This is a genomic window from Paraglaciecola polaris LMG 21857 (assembly GCF_000315055.1).
Classification (GTDB): Bacteria; Pseudomonadota; Gammaproteobacteria; order Enterobacterales; family Alteromonadaceae; genus Paraglaciecola; species Paraglaciecola polaris.
On sequence record NZ_BAER01000107.1, the window covers coordinates 46,530 to 67,255 of the forward strand.

Below are 20,726 nucleotides of genomic sequence, written 5' to 3' on the forward strand. Positions count from 1 at the left end.
CGTTAAATAATTAAGTAAGCCATGCTAAAAAATATTCGCCTACATTTGGAAAAAGACAAAGAAAAACAAGCCTTATTTGATGAGATGCTTGCAAAACAAGTAATAGATATGATGAAAAGTAACGTCAACGCTTTTCAACGAAATATTCCATCACTTATTCCTTATATAAGTGGTTCTAAACTCACTACTTACTCCTTGTTTAAAAATAGATACGGCGAAACCAATCTGGTCAATTACGGCATTGGCAGAACATTATATGGCCTTCATCCAAGTGAAGAGATAAGCCTACAGGTCAAACAGGCTCTGCAACACAGTCCTTGTGTTGACCTGACCCAGAATGTCAGGAGAGCTGAGCATGACGAAGAAACAAAGGGCACTTTTGACTTTAGAGAACTAAAAAGCTTCAAAATTGAGCAAGCTCAATCTCCCTTACCTGAAGAGGTAGAATGTCTCGTGGTATTAGGTTGCGGCCTTGGTTTACATATCAAGCAATTATTAGAGCACCGTAAAATAAAAAACCTCATTATTTACGAGCCAGAAATTCAATATTTCCAATGTTCAGTTTTATCTACTTCATGGCAAGACATTTTCGCATTAGCTAAGAAACAAGACACTACACTTTTTCTACAGTTGCTAAAAGACGGAAGAGATCTAGTAAATGACATCAATGAGCTTAAAGAAAATATCTCATTATCAAGTTTTCATATTTATAAACATTATAATCAGCAGGTTTTTGATGCCGTTTATCGAGATATCACTGAGCGCGACTGGATAGAGATATGCAACAATGGCTTTACCATTACGCCCATTAACAGTCATCTAGACTACATACCTACCTGGACTCCTAAAATTGATTTAACTGAACAGACACCAGTTTCAAACGAATGTAGTCAATTTAAGAAAAACCTTGAAGCATTAAAACAACATTTTCCTGATATTTACTTAGAATATAAAGATTATCAACCCAAAACTTGGCTACCGATAAAGAGCGCGGCTAATGAAGTAAACATCCTCAAAACGAAAGACTTATCTACTTGGTACGGGGCCTCCCCCAAACAAGATTGTATACAAAACTTCGATAACTTTAATGAACAACCAAATATAGACGGCCTAAAACTAGGCTATAACCAGACTAAGTTAGCGCATTACATTCATTATCAGTTTGTTAATGATACGCAAAAGCTTCTGAAAGAAGCTGAGGCACGAGAAGACTTAAGTGAACTACCAGAGACCATTTCATCCATTATCATGCTTGGTTTAGGGGTGGGTTACCAACTTGAAAAACTGCTAAACGAGCATAGCGTTGAAAAACTCTTTATCTGTGAACCCAATCCAGATTTTTTCTATGCGTCGCTGTTTGCCATAGACTGGCAGGCTATTTTTGAAAAAGCCCAAGCTACTGACGCTACAATTTATTTAAACGTTGGTGGTGATGGTACCGATTTTTTTAAAGGCCTTATTGAGCAGTTTCATGTAATTGGCTCCTATATTTTAAATAGCACTTACATTTACCAAGGTTATCACAATGCATTCCTAAACCCGGCCATAGCTGAGCTAAGAGACCAGTTGCAAATAGTAATCGCTATCAGTGAAAACTTTGATTACACCTATTATGCGATAGAGCACACGAAAGAAGGCTTTCGAAGAAATATTCCAGTATTAATCAAAAAGCCGTCCAGTAAACTGAGTTATGCCGATAAAGAAGTACCGGTTTTTATCGTAGGTAACGGCCCCTCGTTAGACATGTCAATAGAGGCGATTAAAGAATACCGAAACCAAGCAATTGTCATCAGTTGCGGCACAGCGTTGCAAGCCCTCCACCGTAACGGGATTACACCCGACTTTCATGCTGAAGTGGAAAAGAACCGCTGTACTTATGACTGGGCGGTACTCATTGGTGATTTGGCGTTTTTGAAAAAAATAACCCTTATTTCGACTAACGGAATTCACCCAGATACATGCGAACTATATAAAGATGTACTCATAGCATTTAAAGAGGGGGAATCGTCAACCGTTTCAACCTTAAAGGTGTTAGGTAAACAACACTTTGAATTACTACAGTATTCTTACCCGACAGTGAGTAACTTTGTTACTAACTTATTTAGTGTTTTAGGTTTCAATCACATTTATTTAATGGGGGTCGATTTAGGTTTTGCCGATGTGAATCACCACCACTCTAAGTCTTCTGGTTATTATCAAGATGACGGCAAGGAAACATTTGATTATGCAAAAGGCAATAATACTTCGCTAATAGTACCAGGCAACTTTCGCCCCAGAGTCAACACTAAACACGAATTTAAGTTATCTTGTGGGCTTATCGAAAAAGTCACACAAACTAAACCTAAAGAACAAACGTTTTATAATTGTAGCGACGGCGCTAGAATAAGAGGGACAACACCACTACATCTCGACAATCTTTTTATTGTGGCCACCAAGGACGATAAAATAAACGCATTACAGCAAATGAAAAGTGCTGCTTATTCAACCGAATTTAACAGCAATTTCATTGAAAAATATGAAAAGCAATTCTCACATGAATTACTGCTTGAACAAGTGCAGCAACTTCAAGAGTTGGTTGAGGGACACCTATCAACACCTGACGATATAAATAAGCTGATTAATGCTCAAAAAAAGTTGCTGTTTGATTCGTACCAGACGGGCCGCTCTCTGCTATTTTACTATATGTATGGGACAGTAAATTATGCGAATGCGGTTTTAACTAAGTTACTAACAAATAGCGTCGACATCCATGGTGCTCATGATTTCTGTTCTCAAACTAAAGAAAAGTGGTCAGAAACTATCCGCTTTATTAAACAAGCAATCTTAAGTGGTGATAATGACAATTTTGATTCGTCTCACTTTAACTCTGTTGCTAGAGATGAATTGCTGTGGAAAAGCACCCTTAAAAATCGCACTTTATCTATTAAAACAGACTCCTCTACATTTCACAAAAGCGTAGAGCTCTTGATAAAAAAACGGTTCCCGTTCTTGACGCTTCTTTCTGATATCTCCGAAGCAAAGCCTGACTATCAAATTCGCTATTTCAAAGACGAAAATAGCCTCAATATAGAATCACCAAAGATAGCTAGTCGCGGAACCATATTAATAAAAGAATTATCATCAATAAACGAGCTCTCGAAAACTGTTAAGGATGAAAGCATAATAATGCCATTCTTCTTCGGCAGGAGCAAAACCTTAAATACCGAATATTATATGGCATACATTGCTTTACGAGCGATAATAGATGAGCACAGTTGCCAACTAATATTCCCTAAACATACCCTATTAGATAGTAAAGACATAAATTCGCAATTGCCAATCGAACTAGCCAAGAATACCTCCATAATTGAATTTACAACTTACATTCTATTGTGTGAACCAAATCAAAAGTCGATAAATATCAAGGGTACTGGTGGCTCGAGGGGGAAGATATTAGTGCGAAACCTCAGATCAGAGGACCTTGTACTCAGACGCTTAAATAATGAGGAATTATCAAGATTACGCAGCCTCCACACCAGCCTTACACGTGATACCTAATTGATCTTTGCAATAGCAGTGTAGCTACTTTAGTACACTGGCATAGTCAGAATTTTAACTGTAACTAGCCCTATACATTCAAGCTTTAGTTCGTAAACTCCTTACCCTAACTTGTTTAAGTTCGGTGCAATAGTAAATCTGAGATGTTCATTTAAGTGTACCCTTTAGTCTACCGAAATACCCTGTCGCCGTTGCACTGATTAATTAAACTAGTTAGAGATACGCGCTATTGAAGAAAGTTCTTTAATCTTCTGTCTTATGGTTGATGCGCTGCTCCACATCATAACATCGAGAATGGAGAGGTCTTCCACAAAGCTCGTTGAGTCTGTCTCGTATTCAAAAGGTGAAAAAGATAACGCTTGTAATACGATGTTTTTCTGCTCGAAATCCGCTGTATTAAATAACTTCATCCCATTACTTGGATTAATATAAACACTCGCATTTAGCTGCTCAGAGATAAACGGCGCCCAATCCCCTGGGCCCATATTTTGAGGAAAGGATAATCCGAGTTCAGAACAAATATCCCAATCGAAAGTCAGCCCTAAGTATTGACACGTTTGGTCAAGTGCTGAGACGTTTATATCTACCAGTTTGTTAGATTTAGCATTCTCAAAAGTGCGCTTGATAATATTGACGACCTGCCAATAAAAAGGGGCTTGTTTCTTATAATGAGAAATTTTTCCCAAAATAGTAGCCTTAACGTTATCAATATCTCTTACATGCACATCGCAAGTGCGTAGTTTGATAGATGACTTTTCAAGTGGCAATGTCACATAATTAAACCCAGTATTCGGATGCAAAATTCGGTTTCGGTTCATCCAACTTTTAGGGGTGTACTGAGAAACATCAAACACAATCCATTTATCGACAGCATCAATTAATGCAAAGTGGCCTAAATAAGGAAAAAAATAGGGCTGCATTATTCCAAGTTTCATAACAAATCGACGTGTTGAGATTTCAAGTGTGTTTGTTCAATAATATCGCAAATAGACATGACGACATCTTTCCCTGTTTGGGCTCCGATAGGCAGCTGTAACGTGGCGCAGCTTAAATGATCAGTATTGGGGAGTTCGTAACCGTATTGCACGAAATCTACCGTTTTATGCACCCCAGGGTAAAAATAACGTCGAGCCAACACGCTGAAGTGTTTTAAAATGTTCAGTAAGTCATCTCGTGAACATCCGAATTTTTCTTCATCTACACTACAGACTAAACTTTGAAAATTTGAGAGAGTCACGCCTTCAGGGTTAACAATCGATATACCTGGAATGCAAGACAACCGTTCGGAATAGAGGTTGTAAATGTTTTCATTATTACGTTGATAATCTTTATAGTTTTTAAGATTTAACAATGCCACGGCAGCTTGGGCTTCTGACATTCTTGAGTTAGCCACTTTGTTTATTGCTACTTTCTCGAAAGTTCCATAACTGGGTCGTATAGACCGGATTTTGTCGGCGAGTTCATCATTGTTGGTGCAAATTAACCCTCCTTCACCGGCACTCAAAACTTTCGTTGCGTGCAGAGAAAATACTTCTACGTCTCCAAATCCGCCCACTTTATTGCCTTGATACTCGCAACCAAATGCTTGTGCAGAGTCGAAATAGAGTTTCATGCCGTGCTTGGATGCTATTTTTTCTAATGCATCAAGATCAGCGGCTCCGCCCCATAAGTTCACAGCCATTATCGCCGACACGTCTTCAGTAATGAGAGCCTCTAATTTAGTGGTATCAATGTGATGACCGTCTTTTTTTACATCGCAAAAAACGGGTGTAAGGCCACACCACAACAGAGACTGTGCACTGGCAACAAAAGTATGGGCAGGTAAAATCACTTTGCCTGTTAGTTCCATGGCTTGAGCTGCAATCATCAAGCCGTGTGTTGCATTGCTGACGCAGATAGCGTGTTTTACGTTGAGGAAATTTTTAAGTTGGCCTTCTAATGCAGTAACAAGCGGGCCATTATTATTATAATACTCACGCTCAAAGATTCCCCTCATCGACTGTTCATAATCGCGCCAGTCCGGGAAGTACAATTGCCCTACAGGAATAGGATCATTAAATGGCTGCATGGGCAAATGGCTTACGATTTCCTCAACTTTAGTCACGTTCGGTTATCCTAGGCATTAATTGTTTAATCTGATCGGCATGTTTTTCAATAAAACTAAGTAAATCGATAATTTGGTCAATGTCATCACAACTTACTTTCTGGCCACAGGGTAAATTTATAAATTGTGTTGCAAGAGATTCTGTTAGCGAAAGGTCGCAAGCAATATATTCACTGTCGTTGAGTTTAGTATGTAGTGGAGGGTCGTAATGCGCTCTAGCCAAAACGCGTTCGGCATTTAATATAAGGACAGTCTCATCACGTGTGAAAGGCCACTCATCACTGATTCGTGCAACAATATTTTTGAAACCTGAATCGAAAACCTCATCAAACTCTAGCAAGGAGAAGCCTCTGAATTTTGCCAATCCCTTGCGATATTGATAATACCTCGCTTTGTTATCAGCGACTTGTGTGTCAATATCATCTAGGCTAGCCAGCGCCATGCAGGCATGCATCTCGTTGAGCTTTGCATTTAAACCGTGGCTATATTCAATGTTGTCCGGGCCAACAAAACCAAACGTTCTCATTGAGCTCAATTGTTTTGCTAGCTCAATATTATTTGTTGTTAAATAGCCTCCGCCAAATCCATTAAATAGTTTGCAAGCATGTAGCGAAAAGCACTCGGCTTCACCAAAAGTTCCTATTTTACCTGCTTCAATATTTTCATATACCGATTCTACCGAATCAAAGACCAATGGTATCTCACATTCACTCGCTATTGATTCTAAAGATTCTACGTCGCAGCAATTAACAATTGGGTGCACCCCCAATATAACCGCCGTATTTTCGTTCACACAGGATTTTACAGAGGAAGGGCACATAGCAAGCGTATTTTTATCAACCTCACAAAAGTGTGGCGTTAAGCCAAGCCAAGCAATAATATCAGTCATTCGCCTGTAGGTTAGCGATGGCAAAATAATTTCGGTTTTACCTGGTTTAGCAAGCACCTTTATCACTAGCGCTAACGCCCAAAAGCCACTTGAAAATGAGACACAATGCTTGGCATTGTGGAAACTTGCCAAACGCGCCTCTAGTAAACGTACATTAGGCCCATTATTGGTGTAATGCTTCTGTGCATAGAAGGCTTTTGAGTAGTTCAAAAACTTCTCAACATCGGGTTTAAGTAAGTTTGATGTTGATTTATATTCTTCAAAAATCGATCTACCACCAAATACTGCTAATTCTTCGCTAGTTTTTTTATTCATGCGCCCCCCTTAATCATCAAGAAATTGTGAAAGTTCACTATTTTCAACTTGCGCTGCAATCGTATTGGCTATGTTGCTATCTAATGCCGTTCGCCAACTTTCAATTTGCTGTGGATCTTTATATACAGACCTCTTGTTACTATTATGTGCTGAACCGGACTGAGACCGTCGGATAAAATCTCTGGTTTGCTCTGTTACTTCAAGTCCACTAAAGCTAAACAGCCGTTCAGCCGTAGTTAATGGCGAGAACGTTAAATCTTCATATTTGACAACTAAAAAGCGTCCTTTAAATTTAGCTTGCATGACTAATGCCTGTTTTGTTGTACTGTACCAATCCTCGAAGCCCCAAAACTCACCGACCCCTTGCTTTCTGCAACGGCCTGTTTCCCATTCAACATTGACATCAGCATCAGATGGAAACTCATAAGGGTTACTTATCCAAGAATAGATACTGGCTCTTGGGTCTCGGACAATATGGATAAACCGTAAATCTGGATTGAGCGCTAATATTTTGTCGGTTAAATGATGAAATCTTGTGGACTTAATGACCAAGTGAGAAGGGCATTGGTTCTTGTCTTTAAATTCAGGCACAAGGCCGTCTCGCCGAAGGTAGTGTTGATCAAGATATTCCGATTTTTTCATGTAAACAGCAGAGAAAAATTCGCGCCACTCCTGGGCTGTACTTTGCTCCGTGAGTGCATTTTTGAATTCGTAAGAAAACAAAGGGCAAAATTTGAGTCTAACATCAGGTGATGAAGCGAAAATTTGCGATAACCAAGTGGTACCCGACCTTGGCATGCCAGAAATCCAAACAACATGTTCCATTCGCGACTACCTGGTTAGAATTGCGTTAAAACGGTAATGTTTAGCATAGAAATTCGCGGGCATGGTGGTAAATTCTACCTGCCAACCAGCTTCGCTTGCTAAACGACCTAGTTCTGATTTAGTCCGCCACTTTCCTATGGCAGTGTTGTTGTCATTCAATTCTGCTTCTGTTGGCTCTCTACCTTTATAGAAGGAAGCGTAGGTATTTTTATCTGGAATATTGCCGAGAAATATTCTTTCAACGTTAATAAAACGCCTAAATACATGATTCAATACAACTGAAACTTCTTCATTAGTCAGATATTGAAGTGAACCAAAGCAATTTACTTTGGTAAAACGTTCTGGGCTGGGTTCCTTTTTCACATAACTACCTGCGGAATTTGCTTCAAAAGATATCGCATCACTAGATTGAAAATTACTAAGCGCGACCTCGATTAAATATTCTGAAACATCAATCCCTTTGTAAGACAAACATTCTTCGAATAGAAAATGAGCTAAATGGCCATTACCACAGGCAATATCCAATAGTGTATCAGAGTGGTTAATAGCTAAAGACGTGGAAATGAGTTTGATTATGACCTCAATTTGTTCCTTTTTAACCGGCTTTCCATTTACAGTTCTCAACACTTGTTTAGAGAAATCAGTTGCATCGCACTTTCTTGCATGTTCATCGTAACTGAAAGTGGCGTATTCTGGTTTATTCATTGTGGCTTAACCCAATTAGTAACATTCAATCTTTTCGAAAAACAAGTGAAGACTTTAACAACTTTGAATAATCTTCATTGCTAATATTGCGATTAAATGGATTATTTGAAATACAAACTAGATGATCATATAACTTCTTGGCCGTAGAACTGCTATAACATCTTTGTTGCTCTGCTATTGTTGGATTGCAGTATTTTCGACAAAGATTCATATCACTACTATCGACTGTAGCAACTGAAAACTTGCTAATAAACGGTGTAAAGGCTCTTGCCGAACGAGGTTGCGTTTGCCCTATTAATGGTGTTAGCGGTAACTCAGAATCAATGATTAAGGACCTCACTCTCCGCTCTTGTGACTTATAGTAAAAAGACCAACTTTCGAGCGTTTCTAACCGACAAAGAATTGCACTAGCCGCCAAATCACTTAATCTATAATTTGCTCCTAAATGTGCCAGCGTAGATTCTTTTTCATTAAAACCAGTACCAGCATTAGCGACTTTTCGCGCTATATATGCTTCTTCCTCGTTGCAAATCAGTATACCTCCCTCTCCAATACCCCAAGGCATGGTGTGGTCGCATGATATAATTTCGATAGGAGAGTTCGATTGAAGATTAACGGCAGGACGGTCAAACAACCCTGATGCGTTATCAACTATCATGGCTTTTCCATTTGCCTGGCACCAGGAAAACAAATCAGTCCAGTTTGAATGCTGAGCAAAAACGTTCGTGTAGATGACGCCATCGTATGTATCTGCAGGAATGTTAGCTAATGCGTTCAAATCTAATCTCCCCTCACTATCGGAGGGCACAACGACAGGACTGCCTAGCGTGCCTCTTCCCAAAGGGGCAAAGCTAAACTCAGAGGTTAGCCAATTAAAATGTGATTTGCCAGAAACAACCTGATTAACCTCCGCAGCTAAATAAAGTGCTGAGGTTCCGCTATTCACTGCTACAACATGCTTGCTAGCTGGTAACACCAGTGCCAAGTGAAGCGCTTTTTCTAGTAGATTCACTACTGGCCCACCATTCACATGATGATTAGTCTTCACTGACATATCGAGATAGTCTGCAAGCCGATTAAAATTGTAGTTTTTATTTTCTATAAAACCGACTTGCTCAGCACGACTTTTTACGTCTTTGTCATAAATAGGGGGCTTGTGCGGTTCATTAACGCCATTTGTATTGGCCAAAGCTATAATTTGGTTTGATAGTCCGCCTACATCTGGTGAATAAAGTCGCGTAATCTCGGGTGGCAAGTTCATACTATTTATAGCATTAGATAATTGCGATGCGTAGGCTTTCATCCACCCCCCGCTTACCCGCATCACCTTCCACAAAAGCATAAAATGCAGCGCCCACATCGATGTATTGGCAGTTTGTCTGATGCTCATTTAACTTAAAACCTAACCAAGTCGCTAGTGCCCCACCTACCATTGAAACAACGATAGGAGGCTCACCGCCACTTTGCGCGACTTCTTCAATAAGCTCATCAAATAGCTCATGTCTTTTCAACCTTGCTTGACGTTCATCAGCAAGAAGAAAGGTAATATTTTTAATCGCTAAATGGTCAAATATTTCACGATTACGTTGATTGCATAACACAATCACTTTTCTTGAATTTATGACTTCAAAGAATAGAAGGAGATCGTTATCGATTATTGCTTTCTTAAACTCGTAACCACTAAAGCCTTTACGACTACTTTCTTCAATCAGGTTAGCAGGTACATATTCAGATATCAGTTTCAGACATTGGGAAGATGATTGTAAAGGAGTCCCTTCCACTCTATCTGAAAGTGGCCACGGTTGTAATGAGCTCACGAAGATTAATGAGTGTGAATGAGATTGATAGGTTTTGAATAAATTTAAGAGTTCACCCAAAAATCCTTCAGAAAAAAAGCCGATACCTTCTACATTTATTTTTCTCTCAATTTCAGTTATTTCATTAGAATCCAAAGAGTCAATAGCCGTTAACTCATAACCTAAGTTTTTTATTTGAACTAGCCTTTCCCAAAAACCATGATTTAACTTTAAGAAGTAAAAAGGCTTTAACTTGGGTATTTCGTTTATCACCCAGTCATACCCTGGATTGGAACGCTCTAGTTTAGGCTCAAAATACATTGATGGATTCACCATTTTAATTTAATGAGTTAACAACTATGTTGAATGCGTGACGTTCATCAAAGTAGCTTCAACCGACAAAGTTTGTTGAAAGCGTAACCTAAAACAAAAACTCTTCAGCAAAAACAATCGGTTGACTGGTATAGCCAGACAAAAAATGAACAAGCATGTCTTTTCGCCCCGTTACCGCGACAACAATCACATCATGTTCGGTTTCTTGAATTAAGTGAGGAGCATGAAACCGTTTACCAAAGCGCGCTATTTGATGGTCTTCAGACGCGGCAAAGTCCACAGATAAAACAATGGCGTCCGATAACTGCCCTATCAAAATAGAAGCAAGTTCACTTGCTCCGTACAAGATAACCTTTTTCGTTTTATATTTATCGGCAAAGCTTTTTAATTCATTAATAACGTGCTGACGATGCTTGCGCTTACCATAGGCGGCATTCAATGCGGAATAAAAGGTAGCAAGTGATTTGATTCTATCTTCATCGAAGTTCGCATAAGGGAAATCTAACAGCATTTCTTGTTGCCATGCGAAACCCGAGGCGTTGGCTTCGTTACCCGTGGTTGTATGGTGTTCCAATTTTTTTTCAAATAGGCTTTTGGGGACACTCGAGTCAACATCTAGAAATGACATTAACGACTTTCGAATGCCAACTTCATCGCTTCTAACCTCTTCATAATTAATCAAAATACGTGAATAAGACTTAGGCAAAAATCGGACTACGGCTGACCAGTGCAAATAAATGAGTTGTGATGCATACTCATTATCAAATTGATCTCTTGTCAGTAAAGAATTAGCGATAGAGTGTGCGTGACGTTTTACCAGTACCACTTTTATATCAGCATCAAGTTCTTTAAAAACCTCCAGCCAGAAAGGCAGCAAAATACACATTCTAGGGTCTTTAAGTGAAACCTTTGTATTTTTAGCGAGAAGCTTTTGAAGATAATTCACTGCTTTGTTTCGCAGACCTTCATACAGTTTGCTTTGCTTGAGGTCAGCTAAATTCAGCCATGCTAAAGAACACCAATGATAACCTAAAGAATGAAGTAGTTTTTCGTTGATATCGACGATTAACTCATCTTCCCAATACCCATTCGGATTGTCCTTACTAGGATGCATGAGGTGCTCTCCACACGAAAACCCCATCGTCTCTACTAAGCTAGCCACTAAGCTGGTCCCTGACCTATGCATTCCTAACACCAAAACTAATCGATTTGCAGACATACAGAACCTTTGAAACGTGGATATTTTTATATAGTTGACAAGCAGTGGCCCGTTAAACCGTTATAACACGACCTTTGAATTCTTGCGCTTCAAGATTGATACACATCTCTGCTTTGAAATGAAATGAACAGACTACGACGACATCAATATCGGCAAGTAATGATGTGGAGAGGGTCTTGACAGGAATTCCCTTTTTATCAGCAACTGATTTCTTTTTATCAATAATCACAGAAAACTGTATGTGAGAAGAAAACGCTTCTAGGACATATTCACTGATATCGTTAAATCCATACAGCGCGACCTTGTCAGTCGTACTAACACTAGAATGTAAATCAGTAAACAATCTGCCTAAGTGTCTAAACTTATGACGATACTTAAACAACCAGCCGTACGATTTGGCAAGGTTTTCAGCGCTTTGTGGAATGTTAAGGTGCTTTATCTCCTTGAGAATTGTACTCTTTTCTTTTACTGCGACATAGTAACTTTCTTGACTATGCCATCGGGTTGTATGAACGTGCGCGCGAAAAAAGTTTAACGGCTTGCAAACATAAGCAATAGCAGAGTTGGATAACAGCTGTATATAGCAATAGTAGTCAGCACAATATTTCATGCTATTCTGTGTTAATGCCACTAGTAGATTTTCCTTTTTAAACACAACTGCGCTTGCATTGGGTATGACATTTTGGAACACTAAATAATCTTTAATAAAGGTTCTACCATCTAATACAAAATCTTCGAGCCATCGATTTTGGTATTCAGAATGGGAATAGTCGTAACGACATTGTGTTTTACTAGAGTCATCAATAATCATAGAGTCACAGTAAGCCATCCCTATTTCCGGAAAGGCTTTAAATTGATGCAAGAGCACCTGTAAAAACTCAGGGGCTGACACATCATCACTTTCCGCAATCCATATATAGTCTCCCTTAGCAATACGAACGCCTTTTCGCCACTGTTCGTTAACACAACCACCGTTTTTGTCATTAAACAAAGTCTCTGAAACGCGCTTTTCTTGGTCAGCATAAGCTTGTAATACATGCTGGCTATTATCAGTACTAGCATCATCGAGTAGAATAATCTCAAAATCACCGAAGCTTTGTTCAGAAATCGATTTAAGCCGCTCAGGTAAAAAACGGGCATGGTTATAACAAGGAACAATGATGGATAATGTCGGTGATTTTGACATAAAACGATCCCCTATGACCATATCAGTTCACTCAATACACTTTTGTTCCAAAACGAAACAGAAAATTGATTATGCACTTCAATTGGCTGCAACGTAGATAAGGTGATATTAATCAGACTCATATAAATTAAACGCGCATCGTGACCCAATGCCTCAAATACGATCGCCTGACGAATTATCTTGGCAAAAATACCCTCTGTATTTTTGGAGCGTTCGTTCATACGATAACAAATCAGAGTATTCACGACTGCATTCCCCTACAAAAAGTCTTCAAGAAAAATAACCTTACAGCTCAACCCATTTACCAAGGGAGATATCTGAGCTTTTCTACCTATCACTGACACTAATAGAATTCCCTCTATAGCGTCCAGTGACTTAAGTGAATGAATGGGCACATGCTGTATAGTTTTACCGTGCAATTTACTATTAATATCAACGACCCAACTCACCTTGCCAGCCAGATGAGGCATAACAAAACTAAATCCACTTCCGGCACCATAAATGACCACTTGTTTCGCTTCTTGTATTTGCTCCACCAGATCCAAAAAAGTATTCACCAAAGACTGTTTTTGTAATGCAAGAGGGGTACTTTGTTGTGGATCTTCGCTATTACAACTGAGCATGTCATTGAAACTAACAGCTGATGTGCCATCAATCCCTAATTCCGTATTTACATTTCCCATTGCCCTGGAAAAATCATTAGGAATATCCTGGAAAAAATTCTGTAAATTTATGAACGCCAGATCCCTGTTAATCTCTCTGGACTTGTGTGAATCTAAACACTGCCATATACCTTGCTGCACGGTTTGTTTAGCAAAATCTATTAGCAGGTTCTTATTTGCAAAGACCGGCTTTAGTCGCTCATTAATATATAAAATAGCACCTTTGTCTTCACTACCTGCCCATTCAATAAGATCTCGATACTCACTCAACGTGGTTAAAATATCGCCCTCAGTACGCTCATCAACCATGGCGGTAAGACCCGGTTGGGTTGCACTCACACTGCACAGCAAAAATCCTTGCAGAGGGGTATCAATATGCTTACTTAAAACAGTATAGATTGTTCCGCGCCAACCAATGTCAACAAGCGCCAGTGGACTTGATTGTGTTGCAAAGAGCCCTTGCAGATATTGAATACTGCTAGATTTTCTGCGATGTAGGGAGAGACTGAATTGTTCGCATAATAGCTTGTCGTTCAAAATAGCTTGCATAAGATCGGACTCCAACAAGCTATCTTTGCTACACTCCATATTTTGACAAAATGTCGTTAAAGCTGCACTAAAGCTAGTGTCATAGAGACCAAAGGCCTTTTCTAACCCTTCCAGCCCTTCCGCCCGGTAACTTCGGTCAACAAACTCTAGGGTCTGCTTATTAAGTTCCTGATACTCCAATTGATTAACAATAACGCGATTAATATAAGCATATTGAATATTAGTTTTAGGGAAAAGGTGACGATACAAGTTGAACAAGAAGTAACTATCACGCGCTAAAAAAGCTACATGTTGCTTTTCCTGCAACTGGGTTTTCAACCAACAACAAAACGCGATCAATACCGGGCCCAATGTAAGGGCGCCAAAATCAAACAACGCTTGCTGCAACCTTTTCTGTTCCTTGCCTGATGTCAAATTACTACTTTCACGGCGGTAGAGAAATGAGTTAATTTGAAGTTTTTTGGGTTGAAAAAAATCACCATTTGGATTATCACCAATATGTATTAGCTGGTCTTTCCCGAGCTGCTCTGTTTGCAGAACATGTTTAAACATTTTACCACTTGCCTTGTTCAATCCTAACTCACAGGACAGATAACAATGGCTAATATACTGCTCGATTTCTAAAGTGTTTAAAAATACTTGAAATTGCTTTGGTGTGTAATAAGTATCACTTAGTATCAGCAGCCTTTGCTGACGTTCGACACAGCTAGACAGAAATAACTTTACATGGGGATTGAGACACAAGTTGGCAGCTTCTAGTTTCGCGAGAGCCTCGCTAAACTGCCTGCCTAAGGACTTGAATTCGACACAACCCGCTAATTGCAGTACCGCTTGATACCACTGTATGGTAGTTAATTCCCTATCTTTGTTATCAATCCCATTGGCCCTGCTAACCTCGGCGTAAGCTTGTTCACGCAGTAAAAGAAACTGCTGCAACCCGAGGTGTAAGTCATGTTCTGTAAAAAATGTATGAAAAAGATTCTCAACAATGGCAAGCTCTGGTTCTTTGCGTTCCACAAGGGTATCAAAGAAATCTAGGCAAATAGTGCCCACATCGTTCAAAGGTACTGGTTGTCCATTTATTAGCTGTTCAAATGAACTAAATTCCATACTATTTTCTCTTTAGTGAAATAGGTAAAGCTGATTCCCCCCGAGTAAACCACGCATAGTAGGTTTATAATATGCTTTGCAAAAAATTAAATTATGGTTTACTGGACGGAGGCCTAATTACAATAACGCTATTAAAATACAATCGGAGTGTATTTTTATCGACGGATAACTATTAAGCTTTAACATATATCTAAAAGCTAAATATTCTTGTTGCTCGTTAGGTACAAACCCAATACTTAAGCAGTACTACCCGCATCAACCGTCATTACAGTGCCCGTGATAGCAGAGCCTTTGTCACTTAATAAAAAGCTGACCATGGCAGCGGCATCCTCAACACTGGCTAATTTACCTAATGGGCTTCTGCGCTTAATCGATGCTAACTTTTCACCTTGCAACTCGCCTGTCATATCCGTTTGCATATAACCGGGCGCCACACAGTTTACGGTAATGCCTGCCTTACCGACTTCTCTGGCTAGAGATTTACTGAACCCTTCTAAAGCGGCTTTACTTGCAGCATAAACACTTAAACCATTGAATCCTGTTCTAGCGATTATCGACGAGATATTAATTACCCGCCCTCTTCGGTTAAGCAACATTGAGCGTAGCAAGTACTTACTTATCAACATAGGAGATTGTACGTTTAAACGCATTAAATTATCGATCTCACTGTTTGGCATAGTGGCCAATACACCGTCATGCCCCACCGCGGCATTGTTAACTAAACCATAGGGGCGGCCAAAAGTTTTCACTAATGATTTACACAGTGCCGGAATATGCTCCAAATCAGCTAGATCCGCTTCAACGAAATGACACTGCTCAGGATTTACCGTAACCAGGTTTCGCAATTCATGACTGTACGTTCGTGCAAGTGCCACCACGGACATGCCTGAGGCCAGAATATCTTGGCAAATAGCCAAGCCTAATCCTCTGCTTGCCCCTGTAACAACAACATATTCAGACATTATCACTCCTGCTTAGTTTGCCTGTTGGGCTCACTACCAAACTGTCAATTTGACGTAATTTTACAGGAATTTCAAAACGTTGCAGTGCCAATTTGCACCGCTCGCGCACGCTGCGACTAATATTCGACCAGTCCAGATGTGAATTGATCACAATATCAGCAACCACAAGGTTACCCAGCACACTATTAGACTGACCATACACCTTGACCTGAACAACGCCCGATACAGACAAAATAACAGACTCAACTTTTTCAGGGTGCACTTTATTGCCCCCTACGTTGATGACCCCGCTCGCACGTCCAAGAAAGAACACCCTCCCCCCCTCTATTCGGACCTGATCCTGGGTATCCAAATAGCCTTTTTCATCAATCCGTGCTTCAAGTTGTGCATCCAGTTTATGGCTTGGTTTTATGCGTAAATGTTCGCTTTCATCAATTACTAGTTGCGCACTACCCACACCTTGTTCGAGCCAACTGACTGGGAAGCCTGCGAGCTTGTCTGCTACTACAAAGCCGACTCCGGCTTCTGTGGACGCATAGATATGGCGAATACTAGCGTTCGGATAAAGTTCAGAGAGCTTATCGAGCAAAGGTTGATCAACCGTTTCACCACCAAGCGTAATTCGTTGCAACGGTAAACTTAGCAGCTGATTTGTCATCAACATTTGGCGCCACATGCTTGGGGTGGCAGACAGAGCGCTCACCCTGGCCGTAGCATAGTGCTTCACGTTTAAAATTAAGTCCTCAGAGCTGCCATCAACCAACGTTGCACCACTGGTCAGTGCTTGCAACAAAACCTGCAAACCGGCATACCGGTAGACTTGATATAGATTTGCCCAACAAAGTGCTGACAACGCCGGCGAAGCCTTGGTACTGAGTGTTAACGAAGCGAGTGAGTGACTAAACCATTTGGGCTGACCTGAGGTACCCGATGAGGCTAACCACCATCGTGTGGCTATTGTGTGAGTATGAGTTTGACCTGCAAGATTGCTCGAAGCTTGGACGAGTTTTGTTGCACGTTTACTTTGCTTAATATGTTGTTCAGATACCGAGCTGATGGTTATCGAAAGCTGCTGATAGCCAGGTTCAATACTTTCAGCTAACTCCTCTGAGCATAAATAAAGATCAGAGCAGAAGCCATCAAACGCGAGCAACCCCACACTAAAAGAAGCACTGTTAGTGTATATCAATGCTAAAGGTTTATTTTTGAGGTGGCGATATTCTTCTCGCCACAGCTTAGCTGATTCAAGTAGCCACTCTAAAGAAAATGACTGACTTGCGGTCACAATTGTAGGAGTAACAGCCCTAGTTATTAGAAGTGACGCTAAGCTACTCATTAGTCATTCTGTAGCTCTAATCCTTGCGTATAAATTGCGACAAACTCAGCAAATGTTGCAGGATATACCTTAATCGCCAGTTCAGTAAAAGGGTCAATGCCTAACTCTTCTTCTAATTGAGCCACTAACATTGCGTAGCCTAAAGAATCAAGCCCTGACTGCAACAACAACGTATCAGGCTCTATCGTTTCAATTAGTTGGCAATCACTTAACTCGGCAACATCACTCATAGCGCGTTTAACTATTTGTTCAATATTCACTCTTGTTCCTTACTCAAAAATGTCACTTGCTGACATCCTCTTTGAATGGGTTTGGGTAATTTGGTTAGCACTTTTTCTCTGTGCTGTTGCCATTTTTGCATCGCATAGTGAAAAAAATGAATATCGAAGAGTGTGAGTTCTGATTGCTCATCACGTCTTCGCATTCCACCACTTTCTATTTTCATTAGTTCGTAATCAAATAGTTTGTGCAGTTTTAAAGCTGCCGTATTAAACGACAATACTTGCGCATCCAGCCCTATGCAGTTTGTCTTTTGTTTGGCATATTCGAGTGCAGCCCATTCGAGTATTAATCCACTTCCTGGTGCACAGTTTACTTCACCTAAGTAACAACCCCACTGCATCACTTTGCGCTGAGTATCACTAAAATTCAATACGCCAATAGGGCGCGCATGCTGGCAATAAATCCAGCATTCGCGGTCAATGTCTTGCCGTAAAGCTTCAAACCAATGCTCATGCTCATCCCACGTAATCAGCTTGTCGTAATGCATATTTGCTCGCACTCTATCGCTATTGCGCCAATGCCAAACAGTGGATATATGTGATGCATCAATGGGTATGAAACAATGCTCACTAGCCGCGCTATTCATCATGTGTTATCTGACCAGACTGATTAACTAATTCTGGATATAGCCCAGCATAAATATTGTCGAACCCATTTTGCTGCCGAGCCAATATTGCATTGCCATGCATATTTCTCAGTTGTTCCGGTTGGTGCCACAGGGCTATTGTCTTTTGTACTATTTGCGCGAGTAATTGCTCTTTTACCTTAGTGTCCAGTTCATGGTGAGCCTGCGCTTGAATAGCCCTTTTGACACTCACAAAGCACCAACCCTGTTTACTCGCTTGTTCACTCGCAAACAGTTGATTATCTGCTGTTACCACCAAGATTGACGGTGCGGCACAATGCAGTAGCTCAAATTGACTGGCGCCCGCAGCCGAAACAACCAAGCGCGCCTGTTGAAATACACTTGCTACGTGTTGGCAATCATGAAAATGCTCAACCGACAGAGGGCTTTGTTTGATTAGATCAGAAAGCGCATCTAAGTGCTGATAACCACTTCCGGTTATTATGGTGATTGGGAGTCGAATAAAGGAATCATCAAAATGCTTCAACAATGGCAGAGTAAGTTGGCTTGGATCACTTCCACCGAATGTAATGATTAATCGGTTACGCTTATCAAACGGTAGGGTTTTCACCTGATAAAATTCTTGTCTAAGCACACGATAACTAGCACCAGTGCAGCATTGTGCATTGGGTGCAAGCTTCCTGTACGTTAATGCCTCTGCCCCGCTCGCCCAATTGACGATCATCGCCAATTGACTGTCTTCAATGTGAGCTTTTATTAATTGCCCATCGTCAAGCATCGCAAGTTTACAGGCATTCAAATTGAGTGATTTTCGATAATTAAAATCAAATTGATAACCGTCTAGTATTAACCAATCAGCTTTCTCTTTAACACACAACTGCTGTAGTTCCTGATACTCATCATATAGTGACGTACTCACTACCAGGTGTATTTCCCCCACCCAATCACTGCGGGATTGGCAATGTGCCACACTATTCCTACCTACAGCAAAGAACACTCGAACGCCCCGCGTTACAAGCCCTTGAGCTAAAGATAAGCAACGCATCAGATGCCCTAAACCGATATCAGCTCCCGCATCTACCCGAAATATAATACACTGCGGTTTAGCCACGTTAACGAACATGAGACCAGTTTAGCGCTGTACCTTTTTCGATATTTTGCGTGGCATGTTTGCCCTGAACGCCATCCCAGTGCTTAGGGGCAAGACCCAAAGCAGGACGAACGACTCTTAGATTTTGCTCAGTAAATAGTTCACCGGCTTTTATATCCTCGCAAACGTAAATGGAACGTCGATACTGCTTAGACTTTTGCTCAACATCACTGCCACCATACTTGACTTCACCGAGTGCTTGCCACGCGCGCTCAGTTTCATCAACGAGCAATTTAAACTCGCTCGGCTCCAGAGAGAAAGCCGCATCTACGCCACCAGCCTGTCTGTCGAGCACAAAGTGCTTTTCAATAACACTCGCTCCTAACGCCACAGATGCAATGGATACGCCTACACCTGCCGTATGATCTGACAAACCCACGGTACAATTAAAGGCTTTCCTGAGATGAGGAATTGTATGTAAATTCGTATTTAACGCCTCTGCTGGATAGGTGCTGGTGCACTTAAGCAGAATAATATCATCGCACCCAGCAGCCTTGGCCGCAACCACCGCAGACTCTATTTCGCTCAGTGACGCCATCCCTGTGGACATAATAACAGGCTTCCCCATGGAGGCTGTTTTAGTGATTAATGGAATATCTGTTAGTTCAAAAGAAGCAATTTTAAAACATGGCACATTGAGCTCAGTTAAAAAATCAACTGCGGGTGCGTCAAAAGGTGAACTAAACGCCAGCATCCCTAAGGCCTTCGCTCGGTCGAATAACACGCTATGCCACTCGTAAGGCGTAGCTGCCTTGGCATATAGATCATGTAATGACGCACCATGCCATAGACTGTCTTCCTCTTGAATAACAAATTCCGCAGATTTTACATCTAACGTCATACTATCAGCGGTAAAAGTCTGCAACTTTATTGCATGAGCTCCCGCTTTTGCTGCAGCATCAACCATTTCCAACGCTAGCTCAAGCTGTTGATTATGATTACCACTGAGTTCGGCAATAATAAAAGGCGGATGCTGAGGCCCGATTTTTGTGTCGCCGATGGTGATAAAGCTATTTTTAACTACTGGCATTTTTTGCTCTTGTAATATCTCTGGGCACTTTAGATTTATCGATTCTATTCGCTGAAGATGGAATCCGTATTTTTGTGCAAGTTTACTTAATAGTTAGCACGCTCTCAATTTTTAGTAAAACTATGACCGCAAGCAGACGATTAAGGATCA

The 20,726-nt window shown here is 40.6% G+C and carries 18 protein-coding genes; 1 reads left to right on the top strand and 17 read right to left on the bottom strand.

Features of this window, described 5'->3' with window-relative positions:
* The first annotated feature begins 21 nt into the window (after window positions 1–21).
* A complete protein-coding gene (locus tag GPLA_RS16750; RefSeq protein WP_007106143.1) occupies window positions 22–3,537 on the top strand; it encodes a 6-hydroxymethylpterin diphosphokinase MptE-like protein in 3,516 nt (1,171 codons plus the stop codon).
* Window positions 3,538–3,746: 209 nt separating this feature from the next.
* On the opposite strand, the gene GPLA_RS16755 is transcribed toward GPLA_RS16750, so the two are convergent.
* From GPLA_RS16755 to pseI, 17 genes are all read right to left on the bottom strand, one after another.
* A complete protein-coding gene (locus GPLA_RS16755; protein WP_226993139.1) occupies window positions 3,747–4,472 on the bottom strand; it encodes a WbqC family protein in 726 nt (241 codons plus the stop codon).
* Window positions 4,469–5,641 carry a DegT/DnrJ/EryC1/StrS family aminotransferase gene (locus tag GPLA_RS16760; RefSeq protein ID WP_007106145.1) on the bottom strand — a complete coding sequence of 391 codons (1,173 nt, stop codon included), beginning with the start codon at window positions 5,639–5,641 and terminating at the stop codon, window positions 4,469–4,471. The genes GPLA_RS16755 and GPLA_RS16760 overlap by 4 nt, the downstream gene beginning before the upstream one ends.
* The gene (locus tag GPLA_RS16765; RefSeq protein WP_007106146.1) at window positions 5,634–6,845 is read right to left on the bottom strand and encodes an aminotransferase class I/II-fold pyridoxal phosphate-dependent enzyme; all 1,212 of its coding nucleotides are present in this window, start codon (window positions 6,843–6,845) and stop codon (window positions 5,634–5,636) included. The genes GPLA_RS16760 and GPLA_RS16765 overlap by 8 nt, the downstream gene beginning before the upstream one ends.
* A 9-nt stretch (window positions 6,846–6,854) precedes the next feature.
* On the bottom strand, window positions 6,855–7,670 hold the full coding sequence (locus GPLA_RS16770; protein WP_007106147.1) for a sulfotransferase family protein: 816 nt from the start codon (window positions 7,668–7,670) through the stop codon (window positions 6,855–6,857).
* A 6-nt stretch (window positions 7,671–7,676) separates the two neighbouring features.
* The gene (locus tag GPLA_RS16775; RefSeq protein ID WP_007106148.1) at window positions 7,677–8,375 is read right to left on the bottom strand and encodes a class I SAM-dependent methyltransferase; all 699 of its coding nucleotides are present in this window, start codon (window positions 8,373–8,375) and stop codon (window positions 7,677–7,679) included.
* 25 nt (window positions 8,376–8,400) lie between these two features.
* Window positions 8,401–9,678: a DegT/DnrJ/EryC1/StrS family aminotransferase gene (locus GPLA_RS16780; protein ID WP_040515163.1), complete on the bottom strand. Its 1,278-nt coding sequence runs from the start codon at window positions 9,676–9,678 to the stop codon at window positions 8,401–8,403.
* Window positions 9,650–10,492: a hypothetical protein gene (locus GPLA_RS23530; RefSeq protein WP_007106150.1), complete on the bottom strand. Its 843-nt coding sequence runs from the start codon at window positions 10,490–10,492 to the stop codon at window positions 9,650–9,652. The genes GPLA_RS16780 and GPLA_RS23530 overlap by 29 nt, the downstream gene beginning before the upstream one ends.
* Window positions 10,493–10,592: 100 nt before the next feature.
* Window positions 10,593–11,618: a sulfotransferase family protein gene (locus GPLA_RS16790; RefSeq protein ID WP_007106151.1), complete on the bottom strand. Its 1,026-nt coding sequence runs from the start codon at window positions 11,616–11,618 to the stop codon at window positions 10,593–10,595.
* A 157-nt stretch (window positions 11,619–11,775) separates the two neighbouring features.
* Window positions 11,776–12,909, bottom strand: coding sequence for a glycosyltransferase family 2 protein (locus GPLA_RS16795; protein WP_007106152.1), 1,134 nt, complete (start codon window positions 12,907–12,909; stop codon window positions 11,776–11,778).
* A gap of 11 nt (window positions 12,910–12,920) precedes the next feature.
* On the bottom strand, window positions 12,921–13,154 hold the full coding sequence (locus tag GPLA_RS16800; protein WP_007106153.1) for a hypothetical protein: 234 nt from the start codon (window positions 13,152–13,154) through the stop codon (window positions 12,921–12,923).
* A gap of 12 nt (window positions 13,155–13,166) precedes the next feature.
* On the bottom strand, window positions 13,167–15,230 hold the full coding sequence (locus GPLA_RS16805; RefSeq protein WP_007106154.1) for an HAD family hydrolase: 2,064 nt from the start codon (window positions 15,228–15,230) through the stop codon (window positions 13,167–13,169).
* A gap of 236 nt (window positions 15,231–15,466) precedes the next feature.
* Entirely contained in the window at window positions 15,467–16,192 is a 726-nt protein-coding gene (locus GPLA_RS16810) for an SDR family NAD(P)-dependent oxidoreductase (protein WP_007106155.1), read from the bottom strand.
* Entirely contained in the window at window positions 16,185–17,528 is a 1,344-nt protein-coding gene (locus tag GPLA_RS16815) for an AMP-binding protein (protein ID WP_040515168.1), read from the bottom strand. The genes GPLA_RS16810 and GPLA_RS16815 overlap by 8 nt, the downstream gene beginning before the upstream one ends.
* Window positions 17,528–17,788, bottom strand: coding sequence for an acyl carrier protein (locus GPLA_RS16820; RefSeq protein WP_007106157.1), 261 nt, complete (start codon window positions 17,786–17,788; stop codon window positions 17,528–17,530). The genes GPLA_RS16815 and GPLA_RS16820 overlap by 1 nt, the downstream gene beginning before the upstream one ends.
* Complete coding sequence (gene pseH / locus GPLA_RS16825) at window positions 17,785–18,399, bottom strand: UDP-4-amino-4,6-dideoxy-N-acetyl-beta-L-altrosamine N-acetyltransferase (protein WP_226993140.1); 615 nt, start codon at window positions 18,397–18,399, stop codon at window positions 17,785–17,787. The genes GPLA_RS16820 and pseH overlap by 4 nt, the downstream gene beginning before the upstream one ends.
* Window positions 18,389–19,519 (bottom strand): UDP-2,4-diacetamido-2,4,6-trideoxy-beta-L-altropyranose hydrolase, encoded by a 1,131-nt coding sequence (gene pseG / locus GPLA_RS16830; protein WP_051997691.1) that lies wholly within the window; start codon window positions 19,517–19,519, stop codon window positions 18,389–18,391. The genes pseH and pseG overlap by 11 nt, the downstream gene beginning before the upstream one ends.
* Window positions 19,509–20,576, bottom strand: coding sequence for a pseudaminic acid synthase (gene pseI, locus GPLA_RS16835; protein WP_007106160.1), 1,068 nt, complete (start codon window positions 20,574–20,576; stop codon window positions 19,509–19,511). The genes pseG and pseI overlap by 11 nt, the downstream gene beginning before the upstream one ends.
* Between the last annotated feature and the right edge of the window lie 150 nt (window positions 20,577–20,726).